The sequence below is a fragment of the Mycobacterium neglectum genome (genome assembly GCF_002591975.1).
In the GTDB taxonomy this organism is placed as follows: domain Bacteria; phylum Actinomycetota; class Actinomycetes; order Mycobacteriales; family Mycobacteriaceae; genus Mycobacterium; species Mycobacterium neglectum.
On the sequence record NZ_NVQE01000030.1, the window covers coordinates 1 to 22,836 of the forward strand.

General features: G+C 64.6%; 26 protein-coding genes and 2 pseudogenes. 16 read left to right on the forward strand and 12 right to left on the reverse strand.

The window, feature by feature from the left end:
- Window positions 1-553: 553 nt before the first annotated feature.
- Window positions 554-1,258: a DsbA family protein gene (locus CSQ99_RS21105; RefSeq protein WP_099040956.1), complete on the forward strand. Its 705-nt coding sequence runs from the start codon at window positions 554-556 to the stop codon at window positions 1,256-1,258.
- Window positions 1,259-1,269: 11 nt separating this feature from the next.
- Here CSQ99_RS21105 and CSQ99_RS21110 read toward each other — a convergent pair whose 3' ends face one another.
- A complete protein-coding gene (locus tag CSQ99_RS21110) occupies window positions 1,270-3,234 on the reverse strand; it encodes a heavy metal translocating P-type ATPase (RefSeq protein ID WP_099040957.1) in 1,965 nt (654 codons plus the stop codon).
- A complete protein-coding gene (locus CSQ99_RS21115; RefSeq protein WP_099040958.1) occupies window positions 3,231-3,623 on the reverse strand; it encodes an ArsR/SmtB family transcription factor in 393 nt (130 codons plus the stop codon). The genes CSQ99_RS21110 and CSQ99_RS21115 overlap by 4 nt, the downstream gene beginning before the upstream one ends.
- Window positions 3,624-3,706: 83 nt before the next feature.
- Here CSQ99_RS21115 and CSQ99_RS21120 point away from each other — a divergent pair, with 83 nt between their 5' ends.
- The 7 genes from CSQ99_RS21120 to CSQ99_RS31505 all read left to right on the forward strand — a co-directional run bounded on the left by CSQ99_RS21120 (window position 3,707) and on the right by CSQ99_RS31505 (window position 7,325).
- The gene (locus tag CSQ99_RS21120) at window positions 3,707-4,189 is read left to right on the forward strand and encodes an adenylate/guanylate cyclase domain-containing protein (protein ID WP_099040959.1); all 483 of its coding nucleotides are present in this window, start codon (window positions 3,707-3,709) and stop codon (window positions 4,187-4,189) included.
- A gap of 29 nt (window positions 4,190-4,218) precedes the next feature.
- Window positions 4,219-4,467 (forward strand): YHS domain-containing protein, encoded by a 249-nt coding sequence (locus CSQ99_RS31920; RefSeq protein ID WP_425437847.1) that lies wholly within the window; start codon window positions 4,219-4,221, stop codon window positions 4,465-4,467.
- The gene (locus tag CSQ99_RS21130; RefSeq protein WP_099041024.1) at window positions 4,467-5,132 is read left to right on the forward strand and encodes a methyltransferase family protein; all 666 of its coding nucleotides are present in this window, start codon (window positions 4,467-4,469) and stop codon (window positions 5,130-5,132) included. The genes CSQ99_RS31920 and CSQ99_RS21130 overlap by 1 nt, the downstream gene beginning before the upstream one ends.
- Complete coding sequence (locus tag CSQ99_RS21135; RefSeq protein WP_099040961.1) at window positions 5,129-5,470, forward strand: DUF3703 domain-containing protein; 342 nt, start codon at window positions 5,129-5,131, stop codon at window positions 5,468-5,470. The genes CSQ99_RS21130 and CSQ99_RS21135 overlap by 4 nt, the downstream gene beginning before the upstream one ends.
- A 219-nt stretch (window positions 5,471-5,689) precedes the next feature.
- A complete protein-coding gene (locus CSQ99_RS21140; protein WP_245909022.1) occupies window positions 5,690-6,076 on the forward strand; it encodes a hypothetical protein in 387 nt (128 codons plus the stop codon).
- A 109-nt stretch (window positions 6,077-6,185) separates the two neighbouring features.
- The gene (locus CSQ99_RS21145; protein ID WP_099040962.1) at window positions 6,186-7,007 is read left to right on the forward strand and encodes a serine hydrolase; all 822 of its coding nucleotides are present in this window, start codon (window positions 6,186-6,188) and stop codon (window positions 7,005-7,007) included.
- 63 nt (window positions 7,008-7,070) lie between these two features.
- The gene (locus CSQ99_RS31505) at window positions 7,071-7,325 is read left to right on the forward strand and encodes a hypothetical protein (protein ID WP_245909023.1); all 255 of its coding nucleotides are present in this window, start codon (window positions 7,071-7,073) and stop codon (window positions 7,323-7,325) included.
- 60 nt (window positions 7,326-7,385) lie between these two features.
- Here CSQ99_RS31505 and CSQ99_RS31510 read toward each other — a convergent pair.
- The 4 genes and pseudogenes from CSQ99_RS31510 to CSQ99_RS21165 form a co-directional block, all read right to left on the reverse strand.
- A pseudogene (locus CSQ99_RS31510) lies at window positions 7,386-7,490 on the reverse strand (hypothetical protein); the annotation flags it as partial.
- A 526-nt stretch (window positions 7,491-8,016) separates the two neighbouring features.
- Window positions 8,017-9,420, reverse strand: a complete 1,404-nt coding sequence (locus tag CSQ99_RS21155; protein ID WP_099040964.1) for a recombinase XerD — start codon at window positions 9,418-9,420, stop codon at window positions 8,017-8,019.
- Between the two features lie 76 nt (window positions 9,421-9,496).
- Window positions 9,497-9,844, reverse strand: a complete 348-nt coding sequence (locus CSQ99_RS21160) for a helix-turn-helix domain-containing protein (protein ID WP_099040965.1) — start codon at window positions 9,842-9,844, stop codon at window positions 9,497-9,499.
- Window positions 9,841-10,947, reverse strand: coding sequence for a tyrosine-type recombinase/integrase (locus CSQ99_RS21165; protein WP_176561134.1), 1,107 nt, complete (start codon window positions 10,945-10,947; stop codon window positions 9,841-9,843). The genes CSQ99_RS21160 and CSQ99_RS21165 overlap by 4 nt, the downstream gene beginning before the upstream one ends.
- A gap of 697 nt (window positions 10,948-11,644) precedes the next feature.
- On the opposite strand from CSQ99_RS21165, the gene CSQ99_RS21170 reads away from it, so the two are divergent.
- Entirely contained in the window at window positions 11,645-11,986 is a 342-nt protein-coding gene (locus CSQ99_RS21170; protein WP_099040966.1) for a hypothetical protein, read from the forward strand.
- Window positions 11,987-12,274: 288 nt separating this feature from the next.
- On the opposite strand, the gene CSQ99_RS31040 is transcribed toward CSQ99_RS21170, so the two are convergent.
- Both CSQ99_RS31040 and CSQ99_RS31925 read right to left on the reverse strand, forming a co-directional pair.
- Entirely contained in the window at window positions 12,275-12,715 is a 441-nt protein-coding gene (locus CSQ99_RS31040; RefSeq protein ID WP_176561135.1) for a hypothetical protein, read from the reverse strand.
- Window positions 12,716-12,863: 148 nt separating this feature from the next.
- Window positions 12,864-13,085 (reverse strand): annotated as a pseudogene (locus CSQ99_RS31925) (DUF4331 family protein); the annotation flags it as partial.
- A 558-nt stretch (window positions 13,086-13,643) separates the two neighbouring features.
- On the opposite strand from CSQ99_RS31925, the gene CSQ99_RS21185 reads away from it, so the two are divergent.
- A complete protein-coding gene (locus CSQ99_RS21185; protein ID WP_245909024.1) occupies window positions 13,644-14,297 on the forward strand; it encodes a nitroreductase family protein in 654 nt (217 codons plus the stop codon).
- A gap of 10 nt (window positions 14,298-14,307) precedes the next feature.
- Entirely contained in the window at window positions 14,308-15,375 is a 1,068-nt protein-coding gene (locus CSQ99_RS21190; RefSeq protein WP_099040968.1) for a DUF2855 family protein, read from the forward strand.
- Here the strand turns inward: CSQ99_RS21190 and CSQ99_RS21195 are convergent.
- A complete protein-coding gene (locus tag CSQ99_RS21195) occupies window positions 15,368-15,763 on the reverse strand; it encodes a VOC family protein (protein WP_099040969.1) in 396 nt (131 codons plus the stop codon). The two genes, CSQ99_RS21190 and CSQ99_RS21195, sit on opposite strands and share 8 nt — an antisense overlap.
- Window positions 15,764-15,868: 105 nt before the next feature.
- Here CSQ99_RS21195 and CSQ99_RS21200 point away from each other — a divergent pair, with 105 nt between their 5' ends.
- The gene (locus CSQ99_RS21200; RefSeq protein ID WP_099040970.1) at window positions 15,869-16,852 is read left to right on the forward strand and encodes a cobalamin biosynthesis protein; all 984 of its coding nucleotides are present in this window, start codon (window positions 15,869-15,871) and stop codon (window positions 16,850-16,852) included.
- On the opposite strand, the gene CSQ99_RS21205 is transcribed toward CSQ99_RS21200, so the two are convergent.
- The 3 genes from CSQ99_RS21205 to CSQ99_RS21215 are packed head-to-tail and all read right to left on the reverse strand — an operon-like array spanning window position 16,806 to window position 18,776.
- Window positions 16,806-17,633, reverse strand: coding sequence for an SURF1 family cytochrome oxidase biogenesis protein (locus CSQ99_RS21205; RefSeq protein ID WP_099040971.1), 828 nt, complete (start codon window positions 17,631-17,633; stop codon window positions 16,806-16,808). The two genes, CSQ99_RS21200 and CSQ99_RS21205, sit on opposite strands and share 47 nt — an antisense overlap.
- Entirely contained in the window at window positions 17,633-18,130 is a 498-nt protein-coding gene (locus CSQ99_RS21210) for a low molecular weight protein-tyrosine-phosphatase (RefSeq protein WP_099040972.1), read from the reverse strand. The genes CSQ99_RS21205 and CSQ99_RS21210 overlap by 1 nt, the downstream gene beginning before the upstream one ends.
- Window positions 18,123-18,776: an HAD-IA family hydrolase gene (locus tag CSQ99_RS21215; RefSeq protein WP_099040973.1), complete on the reverse strand. Its 654-nt coding sequence runs from the start codon at window positions 18,774-18,776 to the stop codon at window positions 18,123-18,125. The genes CSQ99_RS21210 and CSQ99_RS21215 overlap by 8 nt, the downstream gene beginning before the upstream one ends.
- Window positions 18,777-18,813: 37 nt before the next feature.
- Between CSQ99_RS21215 and cobC the strand changes: the two genes are divergently transcribed.
- The 4 genes from cobC to CSQ99_RS21235 are packed head-to-tail and all read left to right on the forward strand — an operon-like array spanning window position 18,814 to window position 22,814.
- On the forward strand, window positions 18,814-19,836 hold the full coding sequence (gene cobC, locus CSQ99_RS21220; protein WP_099040974.1) for an Rv2231c family histidinol phosphate aminotransferase CobC: 1,023 nt from the start codon (window positions 18,814-18,816) through the stop codon (window positions 19,834-19,836).
- Window positions 19,837-19,862: 26 nt separating this feature from the next.
- A complete protein-coding gene (locus CSQ99_RS21225; RefSeq protein WP_099041027.1) occupies window positions 19,863-21,005 on the forward strand; it encodes a Nif3-like dinuclear metal center hexameric protein in 1,143 nt (380 codons plus the stop codon).
- Window positions 20,995-21,732: a zinc ribbon domain-containing protein gene (locus tag CSQ99_RS21230; RefSeq protein WP_099040975.1), complete on the forward strand. Its 738-nt coding sequence runs from the start codon at window positions 20,995-20,997 to the stop codon at window positions 21,730-21,732. Before CSQ99_RS21225 ends, CSQ99_RS21230 begins: the two co-directional genes overlap by 11 nt.
- On the forward strand, window positions 21,729-22,814 hold the full coding sequence (locus tag CSQ99_RS21235) for a bifunctional RNase H/acid phosphatase (protein WP_099040976.1): 1,086 nt from the start codon (window positions 21,729-21,731) through the stop codon (window positions 22,812-22,814). The genes CSQ99_RS21230 and CSQ99_RS21235 overlap by 4 nt, the downstream gene beginning before the upstream one ends.
- Window positions 22,815-22,836 lie beyond the last annotated feature (22 nt).

Below are 22,836 nucleotides of genomic sequence, written 5' to 3' on the forward strand. Positions count from 1 at the left end.
CCCTCCCGGGCCGCCCCGGCGATGCTGGTCATCGCCAGCCGGATCTCCTCCGGCAGCTCAGGCAACCCGGCGGCGTCGGTCGTGTCAGCGAGGCGAACAGTAGGTACGGTCTTCATGGCGGTCCCTTACTCCTTCTTCGAGGTGTACTTGGTCGTTCACCCGAAGACCTACCATCTGGCGGGCATCAGGTGAGGGACCGCCACCTCAAATTCCACGAAGACCGGGACAACCTCTCTCTTGGTGTCACAGGTGCGAGTTCCCCGTCGCCAACGCGCTACACCACCTTGTTGTGAGGATGAGCTCTGATGCGCGCGATAGCCCAAGCCGACGTTTCATTCGTGGCCACGGACGTCGGTCTGTGGATGTCGCTGCCGGCTTTCGGGCCTGCCCTCTTAGTGGCCGGTGTCGTCATCTACGTAGCGCGCCGGGATCGGCGTAAGAATTCTGATCCAATTGACGGCGTCGAGCTTGCAGCCCAGGAAAGGAACGATCCGGAGTGCCCGCCAAGATGCGCTGTGTGGGTGTCATGGCGTAGATGCACGTTAGCTTGGGTATGGACCCCCGCTGCCAGCGACACAAACTTGGGAGAACTGTGGTGTTGAAGACCCGCGTCGGCCGGACAGTACTAACGTTCGCCGCAGCCGCTGTGCTGATCGCTGTTGCAGTTTTTGTTCTGGTCAACCGAACCGCGTCCGAAAAGCCGGTCGAGGTGCCCGCAGACGCGGGTACTGCCCAGGTGGTTCGCGACAACAGCCACAGGATGAACGACAATCCGGACGCAGAGGTCACGTTCGTCGAATTCCTGGACTTCGAATGTGAGGGTTGTCTAGCCGCATATCCCATCGTCGAGCAATTGCGGGCAGACTACGGCGACCGGGTCGAATTCGTGTTGCGTTATTTCCCTCTCCCGGGGCATTTCAATGCTGAACGGGCAGCGCGCGCGGTTGAGGCGGCCGCGCAGCAAGGACAGCTCGAACCGATGTATCACAAGATGTATGAGACGCAGACCCAATGGGGCGAACAAAGAACACCGGCCGACGACGTATTCCGTGGCTTCGCCTCCGAATTGGGTCTCGACATGGCCGCGTTCGACGCGGCGTACAACGATCCCGCGACATCGGAACGTATCCGACTCGATGTCAACGACGGCCAACAGCTCGGTGTTCAAGGCACACCAACGTTCTTCATCAATGGTGAGCAAGTACGGCTCCGAAATTCCGATGACCTGCGCAACGCAATCGAGAAGGCGTTGCGGTAACTGTCGTCGGCTCAGTGCGAGGCAGTCCCAACTGTGGTGTGCGGCACCGATGAGCCTTGAGGGGTATCGAGGGCCAATGTCTTGGTTCGACCGGCACGCACCCCGTTCGCGATGACGACGATCTCGGCTACTTCGTGGACTAACACGACAGCAGCCAGACCGAGCACGCCGACCAACGCCAGGGGCACTAACGCGGCGATTATCGCCAGCGATAGCCCGACGTTTTGCAGCATGATCCGGCGAGCTCGGCGGGCATGGCGGAACGTCTCCGGGAGGTGCCGGAGGTCTTCACCCATCAACGCTACGTCGGCGGTCTCGATGGCCACGTCGGTGCCCATCGCGCCCATCGCGATACCGAGATCGGCGGTGGCCAGGGCGGGGGCGTCATTGACGCCGTCACCCACCATGGCGGTGGGGCGCTGGGCGCGAAGCTGTTCGATCAGCCGGGCTTTGTCTTCCGGGCGCAGCTCGGCGTGCACAGCGTCGATGCCGACGCCTTTGGCCAACGCTTGCGCTGTGGCTCTGTTGTCCCCGGTAAGCATCGAGATGTGGTAGCCGTCACGACGCAGCTGGGCGACGACCTCGGCAGCCTCGGGCCGCAGTTCGTCGCGGACGGCGATCGCGCCGATCACCTTGCTGTCGACTTCTACGAGGACCGCAGTGGCGCCGGCCTGCTGCATTCGCATCACGTCATCGTTCAACGGCCCAGCGTCGAGCCAGCCGGGGCGGCCCAGGCGAATGGCGTGTCCGTCGCGACGGCCGGTGAGTCCGGCGCCGGTGACCGCCTCAACGTCGGTGGCCGGGGTGATTGTGTCGGCGGCGGCCAGGATGGCCGCAGCTAGAGGATGCTCGCTGCGCGCCTCCACGGCGGCCGCTAGGTCCAGGACCTGTTCTCGGGTGGCGCCGTTGGTGGTGGCGACGTCGATGACGACGGGCCGATTGGCGGTCAGGGTTCCGGTCTTGTCGAGCGCGACTCCGCGCACCGCGCCCAGAGCCTCCAGCGCGGCACCGCCCTTCACCAGAGCGCCGAGTCGGCTGGCGGCACCGATCGCGGCGACGACCGTGACCGGTACCGCGATCGCCAAAGCGCATGGCGACGCGGCCACCAGCACGACAAGGGCACGCTCAATCCATGTGGTGGGATCGCCGAAGACGCTGCCTACCACCGCGATCAGTGTCGCAGCGATCATGATCCCTGGAACCAGTGGGCGCGCGATGTGGTCGGCCAGCCGCTGGGAGGCGCCCTTCCGAGATTGTTCAGCCTCGACGATCCTCACAATGCGGGCTAACGAGTTGTCCTCGGCGGTGCTGGTGACCTCGATCTCCAACACACCGGCACCATTGATCGACCCGGCGAACACCTCGTCGCCGGGTCCTGCTTCGACCGGAACTGACTCACCGGTGATCGTCGACGTGTCCAACGCCGTGCGTCCTTCGCGGATGACCCCATCAGTGGCGATCCGCTCACCGGATTTGACCAGCATGCGGTCACCAACCTGCAATTCGCTTGGGGCGACAATCATTTCGGTTCCATCGCGCAGCACAGTGGCCTCATCGGGTACCAGTGAGAGAAGTGCCCGCAGTCCGCGGCGGGTGCGGGCAATCGAGTATTCCTCCAGGCCCTCACTGATGGAGAATAAGAATGCCAGCATCGCGGCTTCGCCGACTTCGCCGAGGATCACCGCGCCGACGGCGGCGATGGTCATTAGCGTTCCGACGCCGATCTTGCCCGCGGTGAGCCGTTTGAGCGCGGAGGGGACGAAGGTGTACGCCCCCACAGCCAGCGCTACGGCCTCCAGTGTGAGCACCACCGGCCGCGCCGCGTCGGTCCAGCCGGCGATGAGTGCAGCCAACAAGAAGGCTCCAGAAACCGCTGCCAGACGCAGTTCGCTTATCTCCCAGAGCCGTTCGGGCTCACGGTCATCGCCGTGCTCGGTGTCGTTTGGTTTATCGTGGCCGCAGCATACGTCACTCATCGGGCTGATGCCTTTGCGCTGTCAGTCGCTGCGCGGGGGCGGGTTCCATAATTGGGGCACAGCGCCACCTTGTTGCCGGTTGCGCTCAGCAGCGTCTCAGCCGATGACAGTAAATCCATAAGCTCTGGGCGAGCCAATGAGTAGAACATCTGTCGCCCCTCTGGACGACCTGCAACTAGGCCGCAGTCGCGCAGGCATGCCAGGTGCGCTGACACAGTGGACTGCGCAGCGCCCACCAGGCTAGTCAGATCGACCACTCGGGCTTCGCCTTCCGTGAGTCGATGAAGAATCGCCAGTCGCGTCGGATCGGACAGGCTGTGAAACAACGCCACCGCCGGTGCGAGATCTGAGCTAGGTCGTGTTGAGGGTCCACGGGTTGTCATCGCCATACAACGATGATAGCGTACCCAGTACATTAATCGTCAAATGGCGATCATATCGTTCAGGGGCGTTGATTTGTGGAGGTGTCGGAATGATGGAGTTCCAGCTGGACGCCTCGTTGGACCACGACCACACGATCACGAACGACTATGCAGCGGTCGCCTTTGTCGACTTGTCCGGATTCACCGCACTAACTGAGGTCCACGGCGATCGTCACGCGGCCCAACTGGCCGAAGCGTTCGCCGATCTCACTAGGGTCGCCCTCGGCGAAAGCGACCGGCTTATCAAGACGATTGGCGACGCCGTACTGGTTACCTCGCCGACTCCGCGCTCCGTCCTCGAACTCATCGGCCGCATCACCGATGCCACCCGCCGCGCAGACGGATTCCCGGTGCTGCGCGCCGGAATTCACTACGGACCAATCGTTGCGTTGCGCGACGACGTCTACGGCAACACAGTGAACATCGCATCACGGCTGGCCGCTTCGGCTGGCCCTGCACAAGTCTTGGCTGCCCGGCCGGTCGCCGACTCGCCAGCAGCGCAGGCCTTGTCGTCACCAGCCTCGGCTTGGTGAGCCTGCGCAATCTCGGCGAACCACTGGCCGTGTTCAGCATTGACCTCGGGCTTGGTTGCCCATGCAGCCATGTCGATCCGGTCTGCCGAATGCACCTGAGCGACGACAGCATCACATCCACGGTCAGCCATGAAGGCTTCCGGTATCGGTTCTGCTCCTCCGCGTGTGCACAACGCTTCAAGGTCCAGCCTGACCGATTCCTCCACACCGCAGCATGTTCTGGCGATGTACCCTCCTTCGGCCCGCTCAGCGGAATCCATGCGGGACGCAGTCAGTGATGGCCATCGCGGTGTTCGCGCTATTCGCGGCCAATATCCTGGTGGTCGGTGCGGGACGTAGACGCATCCAGTTGCGCCGTACCGGTGACAGCGGCAATCGGCGCACCTGGCGACCGGACGGCTCATTGGAGTGGTGGGCACTCGCCGGTACAGATCTCGGCTACATCACCGTTGGTCTGGCCGCACCACTGGCTGCGCTCGTAGGCTTGGCCGTCCTCCCACCTCTGGACAACGTCATCCTGCGCGGAACTGGTGTCGTGCTCGCGGTGCTCGGCCTGGTTCTCACCCTTACCGCTCAGCTGTCGCTGGGCGCATCGTGGCGCATCGGTATTGATGCGGCAGAACGCTCCGACCTTGTCACCGCTGGTGTCTACCGGGTGGCGCGCAACCCGATCTTTGCCGCGGTGATCATCACGTTCGCGGGTATGGCGATCATGCTGCCCAACCTCGTGGCGGTCGCCGGCGTGCTGATCATCGTGATCGGCATCAAAGTGCAGGTGCGTCTCGCGGAAGAGCCCTATCTACGTCGTGTTCACGGTGCGGCCTACCTCGCCTTTGCGTCTCGCGTCGGCCGCTTCATACCGGGGGTAGGTCGACTCCAATCTCAGCGTGATTATCGATATGGCCACGCGGAGCAACGCTGTCCGAGGAAGGAGCCCTCATGAGCCGCCTGCAACCACATGCGCGATCCATTGACCTTCGCGAGATGGGCGCGGCGAAAGCCGCTGGTTTGTCCGAAGAACGCTGGCGCCATCTGGAGCGTGCACACATTGTATCTCAGTCAGACCCCTGGTTGCACACTCGCAACCACGCCGCGATGCTGGCTCTCGCACTACGCCAGCATGACCGTCGCGAAGCCCTCGGCCAAGTCCTCCGCCTTATCGTCGCCGCACCCGGGTCGTTGAGCGGCCGCTACCCACACGGAAATACGGGTCGCGTAGCTACCGGGCTGATGACCCCGATGCCGATGCCGCCCGACCTGGCCTCGGAACTATCGAAGTAACAGGCTCGCACGGCGCAGGTATACCAGCGGGACATGCGAAAGTTTCCGCGCGTGCCGTGGTATTTGCCATGGGCTTGAGCGCGCTAACGTTCCTGTTGGGCTACACCGCGTTGGGCGCTCTGACGATTCACGGCGGGATTCGTTGGTGGATTGGTGTTGTGGCTGGTGCTGCCCGCCCGCGGAGAATGGCGCGACATCAGCGCCCCTTACTGAATCGCCTTGATCTTGTTCGCGCTGCACCGCGTGGAGGAGAAGCAGATGGGCTTCTTTGCCTACCTCTCCGATGTCACCGGTATCCGCACACCGGAAGTCACCGCTGTACCTATCATCGCGCTGGTAGGGCTCTCGGTTGATGCGTGGTTATTAATGCCGGTCTTGATGGCGCGATCCCAGCCGTTCGGTCGTTATTTGGCGTGGACGTTCTTCGCGTCGATGGGCATCACGGAGTTGGCGCATTTTCTTGTCTTCCCGTGGCTTAACGAATCAGTTGTCGCCTACGTACCGGGCATGTGGTCCGTACTGGCGCTCGCGCCCGTCGCGTGGTGGGGTATGGCCCGACTGGCCTCCGGCCGCGCGCCTTCGAAATCCGCGGCGCGACACGCATAACGATCCGCGCTCGAAAGGCATTACGGGTGGCGCCTTGTGCTACAAACGACCAACGTAGGCGGACCGTAGATGACTCGCGCGGATAACCCGACGAAAGTGGAGCAGAGCAATGTATGCACGTGCCCTGGCTGCCCTTTCGCTCATCGTCGCGCTACTCGTCGGGGTTGGGGAAGCTCTGCCTGCAGCGCGCGCTGCGTGCGGCGCTTCGGATTCGCAATGTGATTTGCGTCAGCGCATCTCGGCCGCGGACCAATACTTGCAAACCCAACCCGGGACCGTCGGTTTTGTGCTGCGGGATCGTGCAACGGGCGCAAAGTACCGAAACGCGAACGCCGCAACGCCGATCTGGACAGCGTCAACGATCAAACTCGCGATGGTCGCCGACCTGTTGACTCGCGAACGGGCTGGCGCGCTACGGCTCGGCGATGAAGATCGGCGCCTCATGGTTGCGATGTTGCGAAGCTCTGACAACGCAGCCGCGGACACGCTGTGGTCGCGCCATGGCGGAACAGCTCAGGCATTCAACGCGAACTTTCCGCGCTACGGCATGCCAAATGTGCGCCCGCAGCCGGGATTCGGCGATGTCTTTCCGTACTGGGGCTTCCAGAAAGCCAGCGCCGATGACTTCGACGGACTCATGAACTATGTGTTGACCGGTCTGCCGCGAAACGATGCGGCGGCGGTGGTTGCAGAAATGCAGCGCGTCGACAGCGAGCAGCAGTGGGGCGTCTGGGGTGCGGGTTCTGCGATGACACCGGGTAATAAGAACGGATGGTCGCAGGAACAGGGTGGCTGGGTCGTCAACAGTGTCGGCTTTGCAGGACCCCAGCAGCGCTACACGCTCGCGATCATGAACTCCCTCGACGGACAGGGTGGCTATGACGAGGGTGTGCAGACGACGACGCGGCTTGCTCAGATACTCCTCGGTTAGCACTTGAGCTGCCTCGGTATCAGCTCAGTCCCGTACAGTCCCGAAATCCGCTCACCTGTTCGGTTGACGAGCTTTTCCCATACCCGAGTGCTGGCGTCACTGCTCTGCGGCCGCAAGGTTGCCGGTGACACACCTTGCCTAGCTGATCGCCTTGCGAGCGACGAGGCGCTCAACGAGGCCGAGCTTGAACCGCTGTGCTTGCCCAACCTCGAATCCAGCCGAGGGGACTTCGTTGACTGGTCGGCGCAGGAAGTGTTCGCCTCCGAGGGGGACTGTGAAAACCTCAAGTACTCGCTGCACGCCGCGCGCGATCCGTGAAGTGCTCGCGACGTGGTCGACGATGATCAGCCGCCCGCCAGGTCGCAGCACCCGAGCCATTTCACCAATGGCCTGTATGTGATCGGGGATGGCACAGACGCCGAAGGTGCATACGACCGTGTCGAACGCGTCGTCGTCGAAAGGTAGGGTGGCGTCGCGGGGCAGGTCGAGGCGTTTGACGGATGCGCATCGGCTTGCTGCAGGGTGACAGTTTGTGGCGCCTGCACATCGATCCGGGGTGGAGGACGGTTTCTATGCCGCTCGATCAAGTCCTCGACGTCAGCGTGTGTCAGCCGCCACGTTCGAGCCACGCGATACCCGGATTAACTCGCCGCGGTTCAATCGGTGTGATAGCCAACGAGCGCCGTTCGTCATATCTGGCGGCAGTACCATCGCCGCCACCTCTTCGAGCGAGAACGTCTTGATATCGAGTTTGTCGTCGGTTATGACTAACGCTCTGGCTTGCAGCTGCACCTCGGGGGACGGCGAGGCGACTAAACGGACCAAACGGCGAACGAGGTCGACGCGCGCTAACCTACCGGTAACCCTGCATATTTGGATCCGTCGTATTAGGGCGTCAGCGCATGTCTACGAGCTCGCGGCGGAGTCATCGTTCAGGGGCCGGGTAGTGGCTCAGCGCAGGTCGATCGCGGATAACTCATTGAGAACCGTGTTCGGCAACCCCTAGTTGCTATGGGACGTAGCGCGACCATGGTTGGGCCGCGAGTTGTGCATGTCGCTGGGTGCAGTTGTGGCTGTAGCCCAAGAGGTGGGCTACTACGGGAGGGGGTATCTCGGCGACGAGGTTGCCCAGTGCGGAGTTGCGCGCTGCGAGCAGGTTAATACCCAGGGTGCGCAGCGCCATCATCATGGTGTGTGGATCGAGGTGCTTGCCAGCACGGTGGCCGGGGAATAGCCATGGGTTGGTGACCATGCCCCCGGCGGTTCGAAGGTTGGGCCTGTTGTGTAGGTGGTCTTTGAGCATGTCGGCGAAGGGTTCAGGTACCGGGACAGGTTCAGCCCCAAGCGATATGCGCGTCTCGTCTGGGGTGATTACGATCGCCGCTGTGGGCAGGGCGACGATTTTCATCAGGGGTTGGGCGTAGAGCAGCAGCAGTGTGCCCGCGACACGGTAGGGCAGTGATTCCATGTCGCCGGTGAGGAGTTCTTTAACCCATGCCAGCCGCTGGTCTTGGGTGAGCAAGCGGCTGCTCCTGGCCGGTGGGGCATCGAGGCGCAGCGCGGTGTTGATTTTGCTCTTGTTGGTCCACACGACGAACGTGCGGATCTTGGTACGGGTTGTCGGTCCGGTGGCTAACCATTCGTCGATGTCTTGCTGTCGGCAGATGGCCGCGGTGCGGTGATGGGTTTCATGCAGCCAGGTAAGGAACTTGATTGTCTCGTTGACTTCTTGTTTGGCCGAATGTGTTGGGCCATGGGAGGTCTGCCCAGGCTGTGAGTTTCGGCGTAGGCGGTGCAGATGATGCCAGGTAGCGAACTGTTCGACGGGCGCTCGAACGGCTGGCTCGCAGATCGTGTCGAGTTTGGACGCCAGCCAGAACTGGAAACGCGCGAGGCGTTCATCCCGTTTCGGGAGCAAACCGTTGTGCTCGAGCAGGCTGCGCAGATGTGAGACCTGTCTGCTTTGGCCGGCCGCGTCAAGACCGTCATGGCTGAGCGGGATGTCCCCACCGGCCAGGCCGGTCAGCAGCGCCCGAACGGTGGGTGAGCGTTTCCAGGAAAGGATGCTTTCGGGTCGGTCAACCCCGCACAGGATTGTGACGATGGTGGCCATGGTCACCGGGTCGGCGGCGCCGTCGACCATCAGAGCAGTGAGGTCATCGCGGAGCGCGCAGCGAGCGCACTGCCCGCCGCGGTAAAGCTGGCCTTCGGCATGGCAGGTTGCGCATCGGTAGTTGCCGGAGATACCGGCGCATGACAGGCATACCGGTCGAGGATCCATGTGGTTGACGCGGCCGGGTAGCACGCCATCGTGCCCACAGATGGGACAGATGCCGCGGGTGCGCATCGCCGCGTAAAAGCAGCTGCTGCACAGTCGATCAGCGGGCCAGTTCACGCGTAGCTGGTTGGCCATTCGTTGGCATCTGGTGCACTGCAGGGCTCCATCGCGGACCGGTGGTCGTCCGCGCGGCGCTGATCGCCGGTTGGGATCAATCGTCATCGCGGATCACACGGGCCCGACGGGGACGCACTGATTTGTTCAGTTCGACAACGTTCGGGCGCGCAGTCGTGGTTGATGCGGCGGCTTTCTTGCGGCGGACGTCGGTCGCGGTGACGGTGAGAAGGTCTTCGACTCCGCAGCCGAAGATGTCGCACAGAGCGGCCAGTAGATGCAGTGACATCCGTTCGGGCCGTTGGTATACCACTCGATACACCTGGGGCCGGGACAGCTGGACACCGCGTTCGGCGAGCCGGGGGATCAGGTCGGTGCTGTTGTGCATACCATGGGCGGCCATGATTTCTGCCAGCCGCCACGCATAGTCGACTTGTCGCTTCATGAGCTCTCCTCCTGGCTGAATGCGAGTGCATCATCGATCGTGGCGTCCAGCACCCGGCGCAACGTGCGGATGCGGAAATCGCTGGAGACGCAGGTGTAAAGCGCTGTGGTGCTGGCGTGTTCATGGCCCAACTGGTGCTGGACGAACATTGGGTCCCACCCGTCCTCGATGAGATGAGTCGCGTAGGAGCGGCGCAGCGAGTGCAGATCCAGCCCGGCCGACAGGCCGAGGTCGTTGCAGTAGCGGCGGAATCGGCGCAGGAGGGTGTCTTCGGCGACCAGCGCTCCGCGCTCGCTGGGGAACAGGTCGATGCCGTCGTCCATGCATTGCTGTCCGTGGGCCAGCCAATCGGCGATCACCTCCGGCGTCCAATCGAACACGGTCAGTACACTGCGGCGTTTGTGCGCGGACCCACGTTTTGCCTTGCCGTAGCGGACGTGCGCCACGCCGTAGCGTCCGAACTCGCGGGCGTGTGGATTACGGGCGAAATCAACAGTCTGCAGATGTCGGAGTTCGTTGAACCGCAGCCCATACGAGTAGGCGAGCTTGAACATCACTGCGTCGCGGTAGGCCGGCAACCACCCCTTGCGCGCGGAGGCGGCGATCAACACGACTCGGTCGTCGGCGTGGTCGAAGAATTCCTGCAGCTCGCGTTTGGTGAAGGCCCGCTTTGCCGGCGACTGTTCGTTGTCTTGAACGTGTGCGGCGGTGTTCCACTCGAAGAAGACCTGGGCAGGATGGGCACCGAATCGCTGCTCGCACACACGGTCCCAGCCGTAGTCGGGATGACTGACGTAGGAGCAGAACAGCCGCAACGCGTTCTGGTATCCGCGGATCGTCGACTGCTTACGGCGCGATATCGAGCGCAGGTCGCTGAAGAATTCCTCAACCATCACCGGTGTCCACGTCCACGGAAACTCATTGGTGTACGCCATGAACCGCTCAACGAGCCGGATCCGCTGTTCGATGGTGTCGTGTGCGAGGTTGCGGCATAGTTGCTGATTGCGCCAACCCTCGAGCATCTCCTGAACCGTCTGTGCCTCAGGATGGAGCAGCGGAACCGAGTCGACAACATAGAAACGGCCACTCTTGTCGACGGGCAAAACGGCCTCCCAGCTGGTCTCGTGTAATGAGTCATTGAATCATCCAATGAATCAATACCACATCGCTGCACGTCACCGCTATACATCTGCCGCTGTTAGTTGCGCGTGTCGCGGTAGAGCGACCAGCTAGACCTTGTTACGTACTGCCATGATGACCACAACACCGCAGCCCAGCACAGATTTCACAGGAGAAGAAGGGACCTGTCAGTCGCACCAAAGAATAGGAACGTTGATTCATCTGATGCAATATGCAGAGGTTCAACATGGATAATGACGAGTATCCATGAAACGCGAATCTCAATAGGGAACGTGGGGGAGTGGCTGAATGGCCCTAGTCTGCAATATAATTCAGAGCGAGCATCATTCGCCATAAGCGGCACGGCAGCCGTGGTGGACGCGGGGCTCTGCCGCGAGCGCCATCGCCGGACTAGCCAGGCTGCCCGCGCGTTTAGTTCACCGGTCTACGTTGGCTCGACCGGCCAAGCAGCGCATCGCCCGCCGCCGCTAGGGCGTCGTCGTAGATGTGTCACACACCCGCAGTGTGATCGCGGGTCGTGACCAACCACTTGGCGGTAGCGGAAGGCCGTGGTGCCGCGGTCGAGGAGCATGGTGGCAGCTGTGTGCCGGACGTCGTGCAGCCGAATCGCGAGCACGCCAGCGGCTTTCGCCAGCCGGGCGAAATGGGCACTTCGCGGACGTGGTCACCGATGTCGATTGGAAACCCGAGGACGGGCCGACCTACCCCACAGCCAAGCGGCTTGAGGAAATGCGGGCCGACGCGGCCGACCTGGACAGCTGGCATAAGCGGCTGCTGGCCGCAGGTTGGCCGCGCCCCGCGCCGTTTCGGGAGTGCTACATGTGCTCTGTGGTCCGGAAATTGGTCGCATATGCGCCCGTCGACTGGGTCGCACCCCGGCCCAAGCCGATCAAGCTATTGAACCCCAAGCCGCCGTCACGTAAGTCGCTGCACGCACGGCTGAAAAAGCTGGAAAGCGAAGCCAAGCAGCTGCGCGAACAACTCAAGAAACTCGACGAGTGACGCCGCCGAGAACGCTCGTGTGGCGCACTTGAGCGGCCGACGGGCGGTTCTCGGCCCGATGTTTGCGATCGACGGTGACGCCAAGTGACGTAACGACCGTCGCCCCCGGTCGTAGACCGAGGGCGGTGGACCATTCGATATCGTCCGAGGTCACCACGTTGCTTTCACGGCTGAGGTGGTGATGGTGAGATCGCCGTGACCGCTTGTGTGAATAATCCTGTCAGCCCGACAAAGCAATTAGCAGGTCATAGGCGGTTTCGGGGAAATCCGGGGTCGCCTTTTTCAAACTCAGCGGGAGTATGGGTGTCCCTTCTCCTCGTACAGCTGCCCGCTGACGTCCAGGTTGAGCTGTTCGGCGGCACGATATGCCGCGCGCCCAAGAATTGATGTATAGGTGGGAAGCGACAGCGGAACCCGGGCCAGGTCGTCCACCCGCATCCGCGCTGTCATGGCTATGGCCACGGCCTGAACAATCTCGACGGCTCGTTCGCCCACGACATGGCAGCCCAGAATGGTGCACGTGGCGCCGTCGACGATCAGCTTGCAGAACCCCGTCGTGCGACCGTCGATGATGGCGCGGGTGTTCCCGTCGAAGCGAATCGTCGTCACTGCCACATCGTGCGATTCTCGGGCTTTCGCCTCGGTCAGTCCGACCTGCGCGTACTCCGGGTCGGTGAAGCTGCCGATCGGACTTACTTGGTCCGCGGAGTCCGGCGAAGATGCGTACACCCGGACCTCGAGTGTCGCCCTGGTCGTTGACCACGACCGACACCACGTCACCCGCTGGCGTGGTACAGCGCCCTTCCTGAATCGTCGATCCCTCGCGGTGAACGGGGACGTCGAAGCTGCAGTCGAATGTCGCCTCGGTTTCTTCGACGGTGAACTGGGCCGCCCCGCCGGATTGAGCAATCGAGAGCGGACGCAGTCGGAATCGGCATATGACCGCGTCGGAGAATAGCGCGGTCGGGCCAGCAAGCGGAAAAACGTTGATCACGAGCACCAGTTGACCGGGCCGCTCTGGACTGGGAAATGCGTACAGGTCACAGATGTCGCATGATGGATCCGCTAGCGCCCGCGGTCCTGAGAAATGATCCGACATCAGTCCGAGGCTCCTTCGAGCAAGGACGTCAACGGCGGATGTTCACTACGGCGTGAGGGGCCGCGACCGCCGAGCACCTCCTGACACATTATTCACCCGCAGGTCCATCTGGTTCATCAAACGTCAGAACAGCAACCAACATTCGGGTGTTAGCACGCCTGGTGACGATCAGCAGGTTGTTGGGGAATCGGCTGCGGGGACTGTCGGGCTTACTGCTTCGCCTGCGCCGCCTCGGCGCGGGTGAACGCACGAATGGTGCTCTGGCCTACCCGGTACGAGCGCCGATTCCGGCATGGGCTTACCGATAAGCCGTCCGCTGTGAGTCCAACCCCCCGAGTGTGCCAAGAGTGTGCCAAGACGCGCAGGAACGACCGGTGAAACGGTGGACGCGGTGACACGCCTGAGACCCGCCACCAGGACATATCGACACCACTGGCACTCGGTGAGATGGTGGAGACGCTTTGGTGCAGCTTTACACACCAGCGGTCGGCGGTTCGATACCGTCCGCGCCCACCCTCGCCTCTTGACCCACGCGCTGGCCGTGCTGGGATCAATGCCATGACGCAGCCAGAATCTCTGACCATGCCGATCGAAGACGCGATGCGAACTCAGCGGGCGATCCGGCGGATCAAACCCGACCCGGTCGACGACGCGCTCATACTGCACCTCCTCGAACTCGCGATGAAGGCGCCGACGGGCTCGAATGCGCAGAACTGGGAGTTCATCGTCGTCAAGGATCGCGAGGTCGTCGCGAAACTCGGCCGGCTGAATAGCACGGCCATCAAGCTCGGCGGCGCTCTCTACAAGCGCGCGCTCGGCAGCCGCATGGACGACAAGATGCTCCGCAACGAGAAGGCCGTGCGGTGGCAGGCCGAACACTTCGACGAGATCCCCGTCGTCATCGTGGCGTGCCTGAGGGGTGTTGTCCCGCCGTGGCCGCCCATCGCCGTGACCGGTGCCTACGGTTCCATTTATCCCGCCGTGCAGAACCTTTTGTTGGCCGCACGTGCCGCCGGGTTGGGCGCGGCACTGATCACCATCCCGCTGTGGAGCAAGCTGCTGGCGAGGCGCGCCCTGGGATTGCCGTGGAACGTCACGCCGTGCGCGGTCATCCCGATGGGCTGGCCGATCGGCAAGTACGGGCCCACGACGCGTCGCCCGGTCGGAGAGCTGGTCTCGCTCGACCGGTATGGCAATCGCGCGTTTATGTAAGGCTGGGCGGGTGGACTTCGAGCTGAACCGCAAGGATCTACACGACAGCCGCATCGTCAATGGCGATCCGCCGCCGCTGGCCGACGGCGAGGCGCTGCTTCGCATCGAGTCGTTCGGGCTGACCGCGAACAACATCACCTACGCCGTGTTCGGTGACGCGATGAACTACTGGGACTTCTTCCCGGCGTCGGACGCGGCCTGGGGGAAGCTGAACGTCTGGGGTTACGCCCACGTCGAGGAATCCCGGCATTCCGGTGTGCCGCAGGGCATGCGGGTCTACGGCTACCTGCCGTGCGCCAGCCACCTGGTGGTCGTTCCCCGCGTCAACGAGAAGGGGTTCTTCGACGCCGCGCCGCACCGTGCCAATCTGCCGTCGGCCTACCAGGGTTACCGCGACATCGAGACCGACCCCGTCTATTCGGCCGACCGCGAGGCCGAGCACATCCTGTTCTTCCCGCTCTTCTTCACGTCGTTCCTCATCGATGATTTCCTGGCGGACGAGAACTTCTTCGGCGCCGACACGATCGTCATCTCGAGCGCGTCGGCCAAGACGGCGATCATCGCGGCGTACCTGCTCGCCAAGCGCGACGGCATCGATGTCGTGGGCCTGACGTCGGAGGGCAACCGCGAGTTCGTCGAGGGGCTGAACATCTACGACTCGGTGTGTCTGTACGACGCGGTGTCTGAGCTTCCCGGTGATCGGGCGGTGTACGTCGACATCTCAGGTGACGGCGCGGTGCGCGTCGACGTGCACGCCCACTACGGTGATCGGCTGGCCCACAGCTCTACGGTCGGCGCGACACACTGGACCGAAATTGCCCAGGGGGCAGGCGAACTCGCGGGCCCAACGCCGACGTTCTTCTTCGCGCCCGACCGGATCACCAAGCGCGGCAACGACTGGGGGACCGCGGAGCTCGACCGCAAGGTCGCTGAGTCGTGGGCGCCGTTCGCACGGTGGGCCGCCGGCTGGCTTCGTATCGAGCGGATTTCGACCGAGGACGAGATTCAGCGGGCCTACCTCGAGCTGCTGGATGGAAAGGTCGACCCGGCATCGGGCATCGTCGTCGACCTCAGCTAGGTGGCGCGAAGAACTCCAGCGCGATGCCATCGGGATCACGGAAACTCAGGCCCGACCCGTAGCTCTCGTCGACGATTCCGCCGTGGTCGATCCCGAGGGAGTCGAGTCGTTCCACGCAACGTTCGAGCGCGGCGCGATCGGCGCATCCGAAGCCGACATGGTCCAGCCCCGCGCGGAATTCGGTGAAGCGTTCGTCGGGGACGTCGCGCTCGTGTTGATGGATGCCGAAGAGGGTCCCGTTGTCGAAGACCCACACCACATGCCGGTACCCGGCGGCGGTGTCCTCGTCGATCGCGGGGTCTGCGTCGATCAACTGCCGGTACCACGGCGCGCTTACATTGAGGTCACGCACCGTGAGCGCGACATGATTCAGGGCTGGGAACGTCATCGTGGACTCCTCGTTGTTGTCTCTGCCGTGATCATGGACCCCTTGACTGCTGTCGGCGGCATAACCGGTGATCGCGAGCCCGCCACCTTGTGAGACGCTGCCGGGGTGATTTCGTCACGTCGTCGCGGTCGCGTCGCCGGATTGGCGGCGGGATTACTCACCGACCTGGTGTTCGGCGATCCCCGCCGTGGTCATCCGGTCGCGCTGTTCGGCCGCGGCTCAGCGGCTTTCGAGCGGCTGAGCTATGCCGACACCCGCCGAGCCGGTGTGGTGCACACCGTCGCTCTGCTCGGCGCCCTCGGCGTGACGGGTGTACTCATCGAGCGGGTGGCCGGGCGCAGGGGAGCGGCGAGCGCAGTGACCACTGCGACTTCCATGGCCGCGGCGACCTTTGTATCGTTGGGCGGAACGTCGCTCACCCGCACCGGCGATCAGATGGCGACTCACCTCGCGGCGGGCGACGTCGAGGCGGCCCGTCGCCTGCTGCCGTCGTTGTGTGGACGGGACCCGTCCGTCCTCGACGCCGAGGACCTGACCCGGGCAGCACTGGAATCGGTCGCGGAGAACACGTCCGATGCGCAGGTCGCCCCGCTGTTGTGGGGCGCCGTCGGCGGGGTTCCCGCGATCCTGGTCTACCGCGGCGCCAACACTTTGGATGCGATGATCGGTCACCGCTCGCCGCGGTATGCCCGATTCGGCTGGGCTGCAGCGCGTTTCGACGATGCCGCCAACTTCGCCGCCGCGCGCGCCACGGCGGTCCTTGTCATCGTGTGCGCACCGGTCGTCGGTGGCTCACCTTTCGGAGCGTGGCATGCATGGCGGCGTGACGCGGCACGTCATCCCAGCCCGAACGCCGGTGTCGTGGAGGCCGCCTTCGCCGGCGCGCTGGGAGTGCGGTTGGGGGGCCCGACCCAGTACGCCCATCAACTCGAGATCCGGCCGACGCTCGGTGACGGCAGGGCGCCGCAGGTTTCCGATCTTGCCCGGGCCGTGCGCCTGTCACGTGCCGTGCAAGTGGCGACCGCGATCGTGGCGTTGGTCCTCAGCGCCGCCGGCCGTAGCGGTCGGCCAGCTTCGCCTCGGTCGTGACGGGCGCATCCGGCTTCGCGTCCGCGGCATCCTTGGCGGCCTTCTCCCGCCGGCGCTGCAGGATCTCGGCGCGGATGAAATAACCAAGGCCGATCGGTGCGATGATGCCGAACGCGATCCACTGAATGCCGTACGACAGGAACGGACCGGCATCGAGGTTCGGAAGCCCGATGATGCCGAGTCCGCCGGGCTGATCCTCGACCAGTTGCAGGTACGAGCCGGCCAGTGGCACCCCGGTGATCGCGGAGATCTGCTCGAGGTTGATCGAGTACACCTGCTGCGCGCCGTCCTGGCGGAACGGCTCCCTGTCCTGGATCAGACCCTCGGAATCCCGCAACCGGGCGGTGATGGTCACCGATCCCGTCGGCGGCGCGGCAATCGCGGGCACCTTCGAGCCGCCCTCGGGGCGCACATAGCCGCGGTTGACGAGCACGGTCGGACCGCCCTCGACGGCGAAAGGCACCAACACCTCGAAGGCGGGTTCGCCCTCCACAGACCGCAACCGGGCCAGCACCTGGGCATCGGGCAGGTACCTTCCGGTGGCGGTGACCTGGCGCCACTGCTCATCCGACGCCGACGAATCCTGTTGGGGCAAGAGCGTTGTCACCGGAACCGGGTCAGCGGTCACGGAGTGCGAGATCTGGTTGTTCTCCCGCGACGTCTTGCTGTTCTTTCCGAGTTGCCACGGCGCCAACACGGTGAAACACAAATAGGCGAACGCGAGCACCAGAACAAACAGGACCAGCCAGGACGGCCTGAGTAAGAAGGCCCAGCGCTTCATCAGCTCGCGATTCCACGGCCGGTGAGCTGCTCGTCGACCCACTGGTGCAGGCCGGGCAGCGACGCGTCGATCACCGTGTAGACGTCCTCGAAGTCGTCGTGGTCGCCGTAGTAAGGATCCTCGACGTCGTGGGCGTGTGCCCCCTGCCGTGGGTCAAATGACCGCAACATCCGGAGCCGGCCTGCCTCGACGCCCATCTCCGACAGGATCCGGACGTGATTCCGGCCCAGTGCGATGACGAGGTCGGCGGACAGATGGTCGTCGTTTATCTGTGCCGCCGAGTGTGACGTGGGGTAGCCGTGTTCACGGAGTACGTGGCTGGCCCTGCGGTCGGCGGGTTCGCCCGCATGCCACCCGCCGGTCCCTGCGCTCGTCACCCGTACCGCGTCCGCCAGGCCGCGCTCGCGGATCTGGTGCGCGAACATCTTCTCCGCCATCGGCGAGCGACAGATGTTGCCGGAGCAGATGAAGGTGATGTGCAGCGGCGCCTCAGACACCCAACACCTCCCTTAGCTCGTCCACGGTCGCGACGTGGGCGTGGGCGACGACCGCGTCGGGGCCGACGAAATCTGCCTGGCCGTACCCCCACCCGACCACCACGGTGTCGATGCCGTGCTCTGCTGCGCCCTCGACGTCGTGTGACCGGTCGCCGACCATCAGCACCCGCTCCGGCAGAGGCTCCAGCTGGGCCAGCGCATGCTTGACCACATCGGATTTGGTGGCGCGCATGCCGTCGACGCTGGCACCCGCGATGATCTCGAAGTGCTCGTCGAGGCCGAAGTGGGCGAGGATGCGCTGCGCTGTCGGTTCGGCCTTCGAGGTGGCCACCGCGAGCCGAGCCCCCGCGGACCGCAGATCGGTGAGCAACGCGGGAATCCCGTCGAACGGACGGTTCATCGCCCAGCCGCGGGCCAGGTAGTCCTTCCGGTACGCGGCAATCGCGGCGTCGGCCTGCTCGCCAAGGCCCAGGTCTTGCAGCGTGTGATGCATCGGCGGACCCACGATCATGCCGACCAGGTCACCGTCGGGAACGGCGGCGCCGATCGAGCCCAATGCATGGCGGAAACTGGCCACGATGCCCTCTGCCGAGTCGGTCAGGGTGCCGTCGAGGTCGAAGATCACCAATTGTGGGCAGGCTGTCACAAACTCATTGTCCCCGACGGCCCACTAGTGTCGTGATGTGGCAAGCCAATCCCGTCCGGGAGCGCGCTATCACGGCGACCAGGCCGCAGGTCCGGGCATGCTGGACTTCGCCGTCAACGTCCGCGCGGACCAGCCGCCGTCCTGGCTGGTCGATCGGCTCACCGCGCGGATGGCCGACCTCGGCTCCTACCCCAGCGAGGCCGACGAGCAGCGGGCGCGGGCTGCCGTCGCCGCCAGACATTCGCGCAGCGTCGACGAGGTTGCCCTGCTCGCCGGTGGGGCCGAGGGGTTCGCACTGCTGGCCGGCCTGCGGCCGCGGTCCGCGGCACTGATCGCGCCGTCCTTCACCGAACCCGAGGCCGCGCTGGCCGCCGCCGGCGTGGCGTTCGGACACGTCGTGCTCCCGCCGCCCTACCACCTGAGCGATGGCGCCGTACCCGACGATGCCGACCTCGTCGTCGTCGGGAATCCGACCAACCCGACGTCGGTGCTGCACCCCCGCGAGCAGATCACTGCGCTGCGCAGGCCCGGCCGCATCGTCGTCGTCGACGAGGCGTTCGCGGATGCGATACCCGGCGAGGCGGAGTCACTGGCGGCCGAAGCGCTGCCCGACGTGGTGGTGCTACGCAGCCTCACGAAGACATGGGCGCTGGCCGGCCTGCGCGTCGGCTATGCGCTCGGGCCCGCCGAACTGCTCGACCGGATGACCGCGCGGCGCCCGCATTGGCCGCTGGGCACTTTGCAGCTCGAGGCGATCGCCGCCTGCAGCGCCGCCGAAGCCGTTGCCGAGGCCGAGCGCGGGGCACAACGTCTGCGCCTCCTGCGCGCCGAGATGGCCGATGGGCTGACTAGCATCGGCGTAGATGTTGTCGACGGATGCGCGCCCTTTGTCCTCTTCGCCGTCGAGGACGCGGAACTGATGCGAAAACACCTCGACGGCAAGGGCATAGCACTGAGACGTTGTGACACCTTCGTCGGGCTGGAAGGCCAGTTCCTGCGAGCGGCGGTGCGGCGCGAATGGCCGATGCTCGTCGAGGCGATGGCCGAGGTGACGCGGTGAGCGCCCGGAGCCGCTCGGCCGGCGACATCCGACCACGGCTGTCGGACGTCATCGACGTTCTCGAGACGGCCTATCCGCCCAGCCTGGCGCTGGACTGGGATTCGGTGGGACTGGTCTGTGGTGACCCTTCGGAGATCGTCGAGACGGTGACGGTCGCCGTCGACGCCACCGCTGCCGTCGTCGCCGAGGTGCCACCCGGCGGACTTCTGCTCGCCCATCATCCGCTGCTGCTGCGCGGGGTCGACACCGTCGCCGCCGATACCGCCAAGGGCGCGCTGCTGCATCAGATGATCCGCACCGGGAGGGCCCTGTTCACCGCGCACACCAACGCCGACGCGGCGTCGCCGGGAGTATCGGACGCCCTGGCCGACGCACTGGGTCTCACCGTCGAAGAGGTCCTCGCTCCGATCCCGACCGGAACGGGTCTGGACAAGTGGGTGGTCTTCGTCCCCACCGAAAATCCCGAAAACGTCGACGCGGTAAGGGAAGCGATGTTCGGCGCGGGCGCCGGGCAGATCGGTGATTACTCACACTGCAGTTGGAGCGCCACCGGAATCGGCCAGTTCCTGCCGCACGACGGTGCCACGCCTGCCATCGGCGCCGTCGGGACCGTCGAACAGGTGCCCGAGGAGCGGGTCGAGATGATCGCGCCATCGAAGGCGCGCGGTCATGTGCTGGCTTCGATGCGCACCGCCCATCCCTACGAGGAGCCCGCCTTCGACGTCTTCGAACTCGCGCCCCTGCCCGGCGACGTCGGACTGGGCCGCATCGGCGCCCTGACGAGACCGGAGACGTTGTCGGCCTTCGTATCACGGGTGCATGATGCGCTGCCCGGCACGTCGTGGGGTATCCGTGCGTCCGGCGATCCCGAGGCCATGGTGTCCCGGGTGGCGGTGTGCGGCGGAGCGGGTGATTCGCTGCTCGACGCCGTCGGGGGCGCCGGGGTGCAGGCCTACGTGACCGCCGACCTACGGCACCATCCCGCTGACGAGCACCGGCGTGCATCCGAGGTGGCCCTCGTCGACGTCGCACACTGGGCGAGCGAATACCCGTGGTGCACGCAGGCGGCCGATGTCTTACGAAGTCATTTCGGTGACGCTTTACCCGTGCGGGTGTCAGCGGTTCGTACTGACCCCTGGAATGTCGAGAGAACGAGGCATGAAAGCTGAAGTAATCCAACAACGTTCGTTGCTCGAACTGGCTGAACTCGATGCTGAGCGGGGCCGGATCGAGCACCGGGCGGGCCACCTCGTCGAGTTACAGCGGCTCGATGACATCCAGGCGACGCATCGCGAGGCGAACGATCGGCTGGCTGCACTTCAGATCGCGCTGGAAGACCTCGACGAGCAGGTGCGCAAGTTCGAATCCGAGATCGACGGCGTCCGTCAGCGCGAGGACCGCGATCGCGGGCTGCTGGACTCGGGAGCCACGGACGCCAAGCAGCTCACCGACTTACAGCACGAGTTGGAGACGCTGCAGCGCAGGCAGTCGTCGCTGGAGGACTCGCTGCTCGAAGTGATGGAGCATCGCGAGGAGCTGCAGAACCAGCAGGCCGCCGAGCTCACGAAGATCGATGAGTTGCAGAAGGAGCTGGGGGAGGCTCAGCGCGCGTGCGATGAGGCGCGCAGTGAACTCGACCACCTACGTCGACAATCGCTGTCGAGGCGCGACGAACTAGTGGCCGGCCTGGACGCCGATCTGGTTGCGCTGTATGAGCGTCAGCGGACCCGCGGTGGCGCGGGCGCCGGTCTGCTGCAGGGCGGCCGCTGCGGCGCCTGCCGGATCGAGATCGACCGTGGCGAACTGGCCAGGATCTCCGCCGCCGCCGAGGACGACGTGCTTCGGTGCCCTGAGTGTGGTGCAATCCTGTTGCGAGTCAAGGGAACCGGCGCGTGAAAGTTATCGTCGAGGCCGACGGGGGATCGCGCGGCAATCCGGGCCCGGCAGGCTACGGCGCCGTGGTGTGGACGGCGGACCACACCACCGTTCTCGCCGAGCGCAAGCAGGCCATCGGTCGCGCCACCAACAACGTCGCCGAGTACAGCGGGTTGATCGCCGGCTTGGAGGAGGCCGGGAAACTGGGCGCCTCCGAGGTCGACGTGAACATGGACTCCAAGCTGGTGGTGGAGCAGATGTCGGGGCGCTGGAAGGTCAAGCATCCGGACATGGTGCCGCTGCATCAGCAGGCCACCGCGTTGTCGACGCGATTCGATCGCGTCGCCTACACCTGGGTTCCGCGGGTGAAGAACGGCCACGCCGACCGGTTGGCCAACGAGGCGATGGATGCGGCCGCCGAACTGGAGACAGCGGCCGAAGTCAAGCCCGAACAGCGCCCGAACCCCGCCGGCTGGACCGGCGCGCGGGGTGCGCCAACCCAGTTCCAGCTGCTGCGGCATGGACAGACCGAATTGTCGGTGGAGCGTAGGTATTCGGGCCGCGGTAACCCAGCGCTGACCGAGCTCGGCCGTCGCCAGGCCGAAGCGGCCGCACAGTTCGTGGCAGGCAGGGGCGGCATCGCGGCCGTCATCGCGTCGCCGCTGCAGCGCGCGTACGACACCGCCGAGGCGGCAGCCAAAGCACTCGGCCTCGATGTCTCCGTCGACGCCGATCTGATCGAGACGGACTTCGGAGGCTGGGAGGGGCTGACGTTCGGCGAAGCGGCCGAACGGGATCCGGAACTGCACAAGCGCTGGCTGCGCGACACCAGCGTGGCGCCGCCGGACGGGGAGAGCTTCGACACCGCAGCAGAGCGTGTCGGCAGGGCCCGGGCGCGGATCATCTCCGAACACCCGGGTGAGACAGTGCTGCTGGTGTCGCATGTGACGCCCATCAAGACACTGCTGCGCATGGCGCTCGATGCGGGCCCGAGCATCCTCTACCGAATGCATTTGGACCTGGCGTCGCTGTCGATCGCCGAGTTCTATCCCGACGGTGCCGCCTCGGTTCGGCTGGTCAATCAAACGGCCTATCTGGGGTAGGTAGGGCTCGATGAGTTTCTGA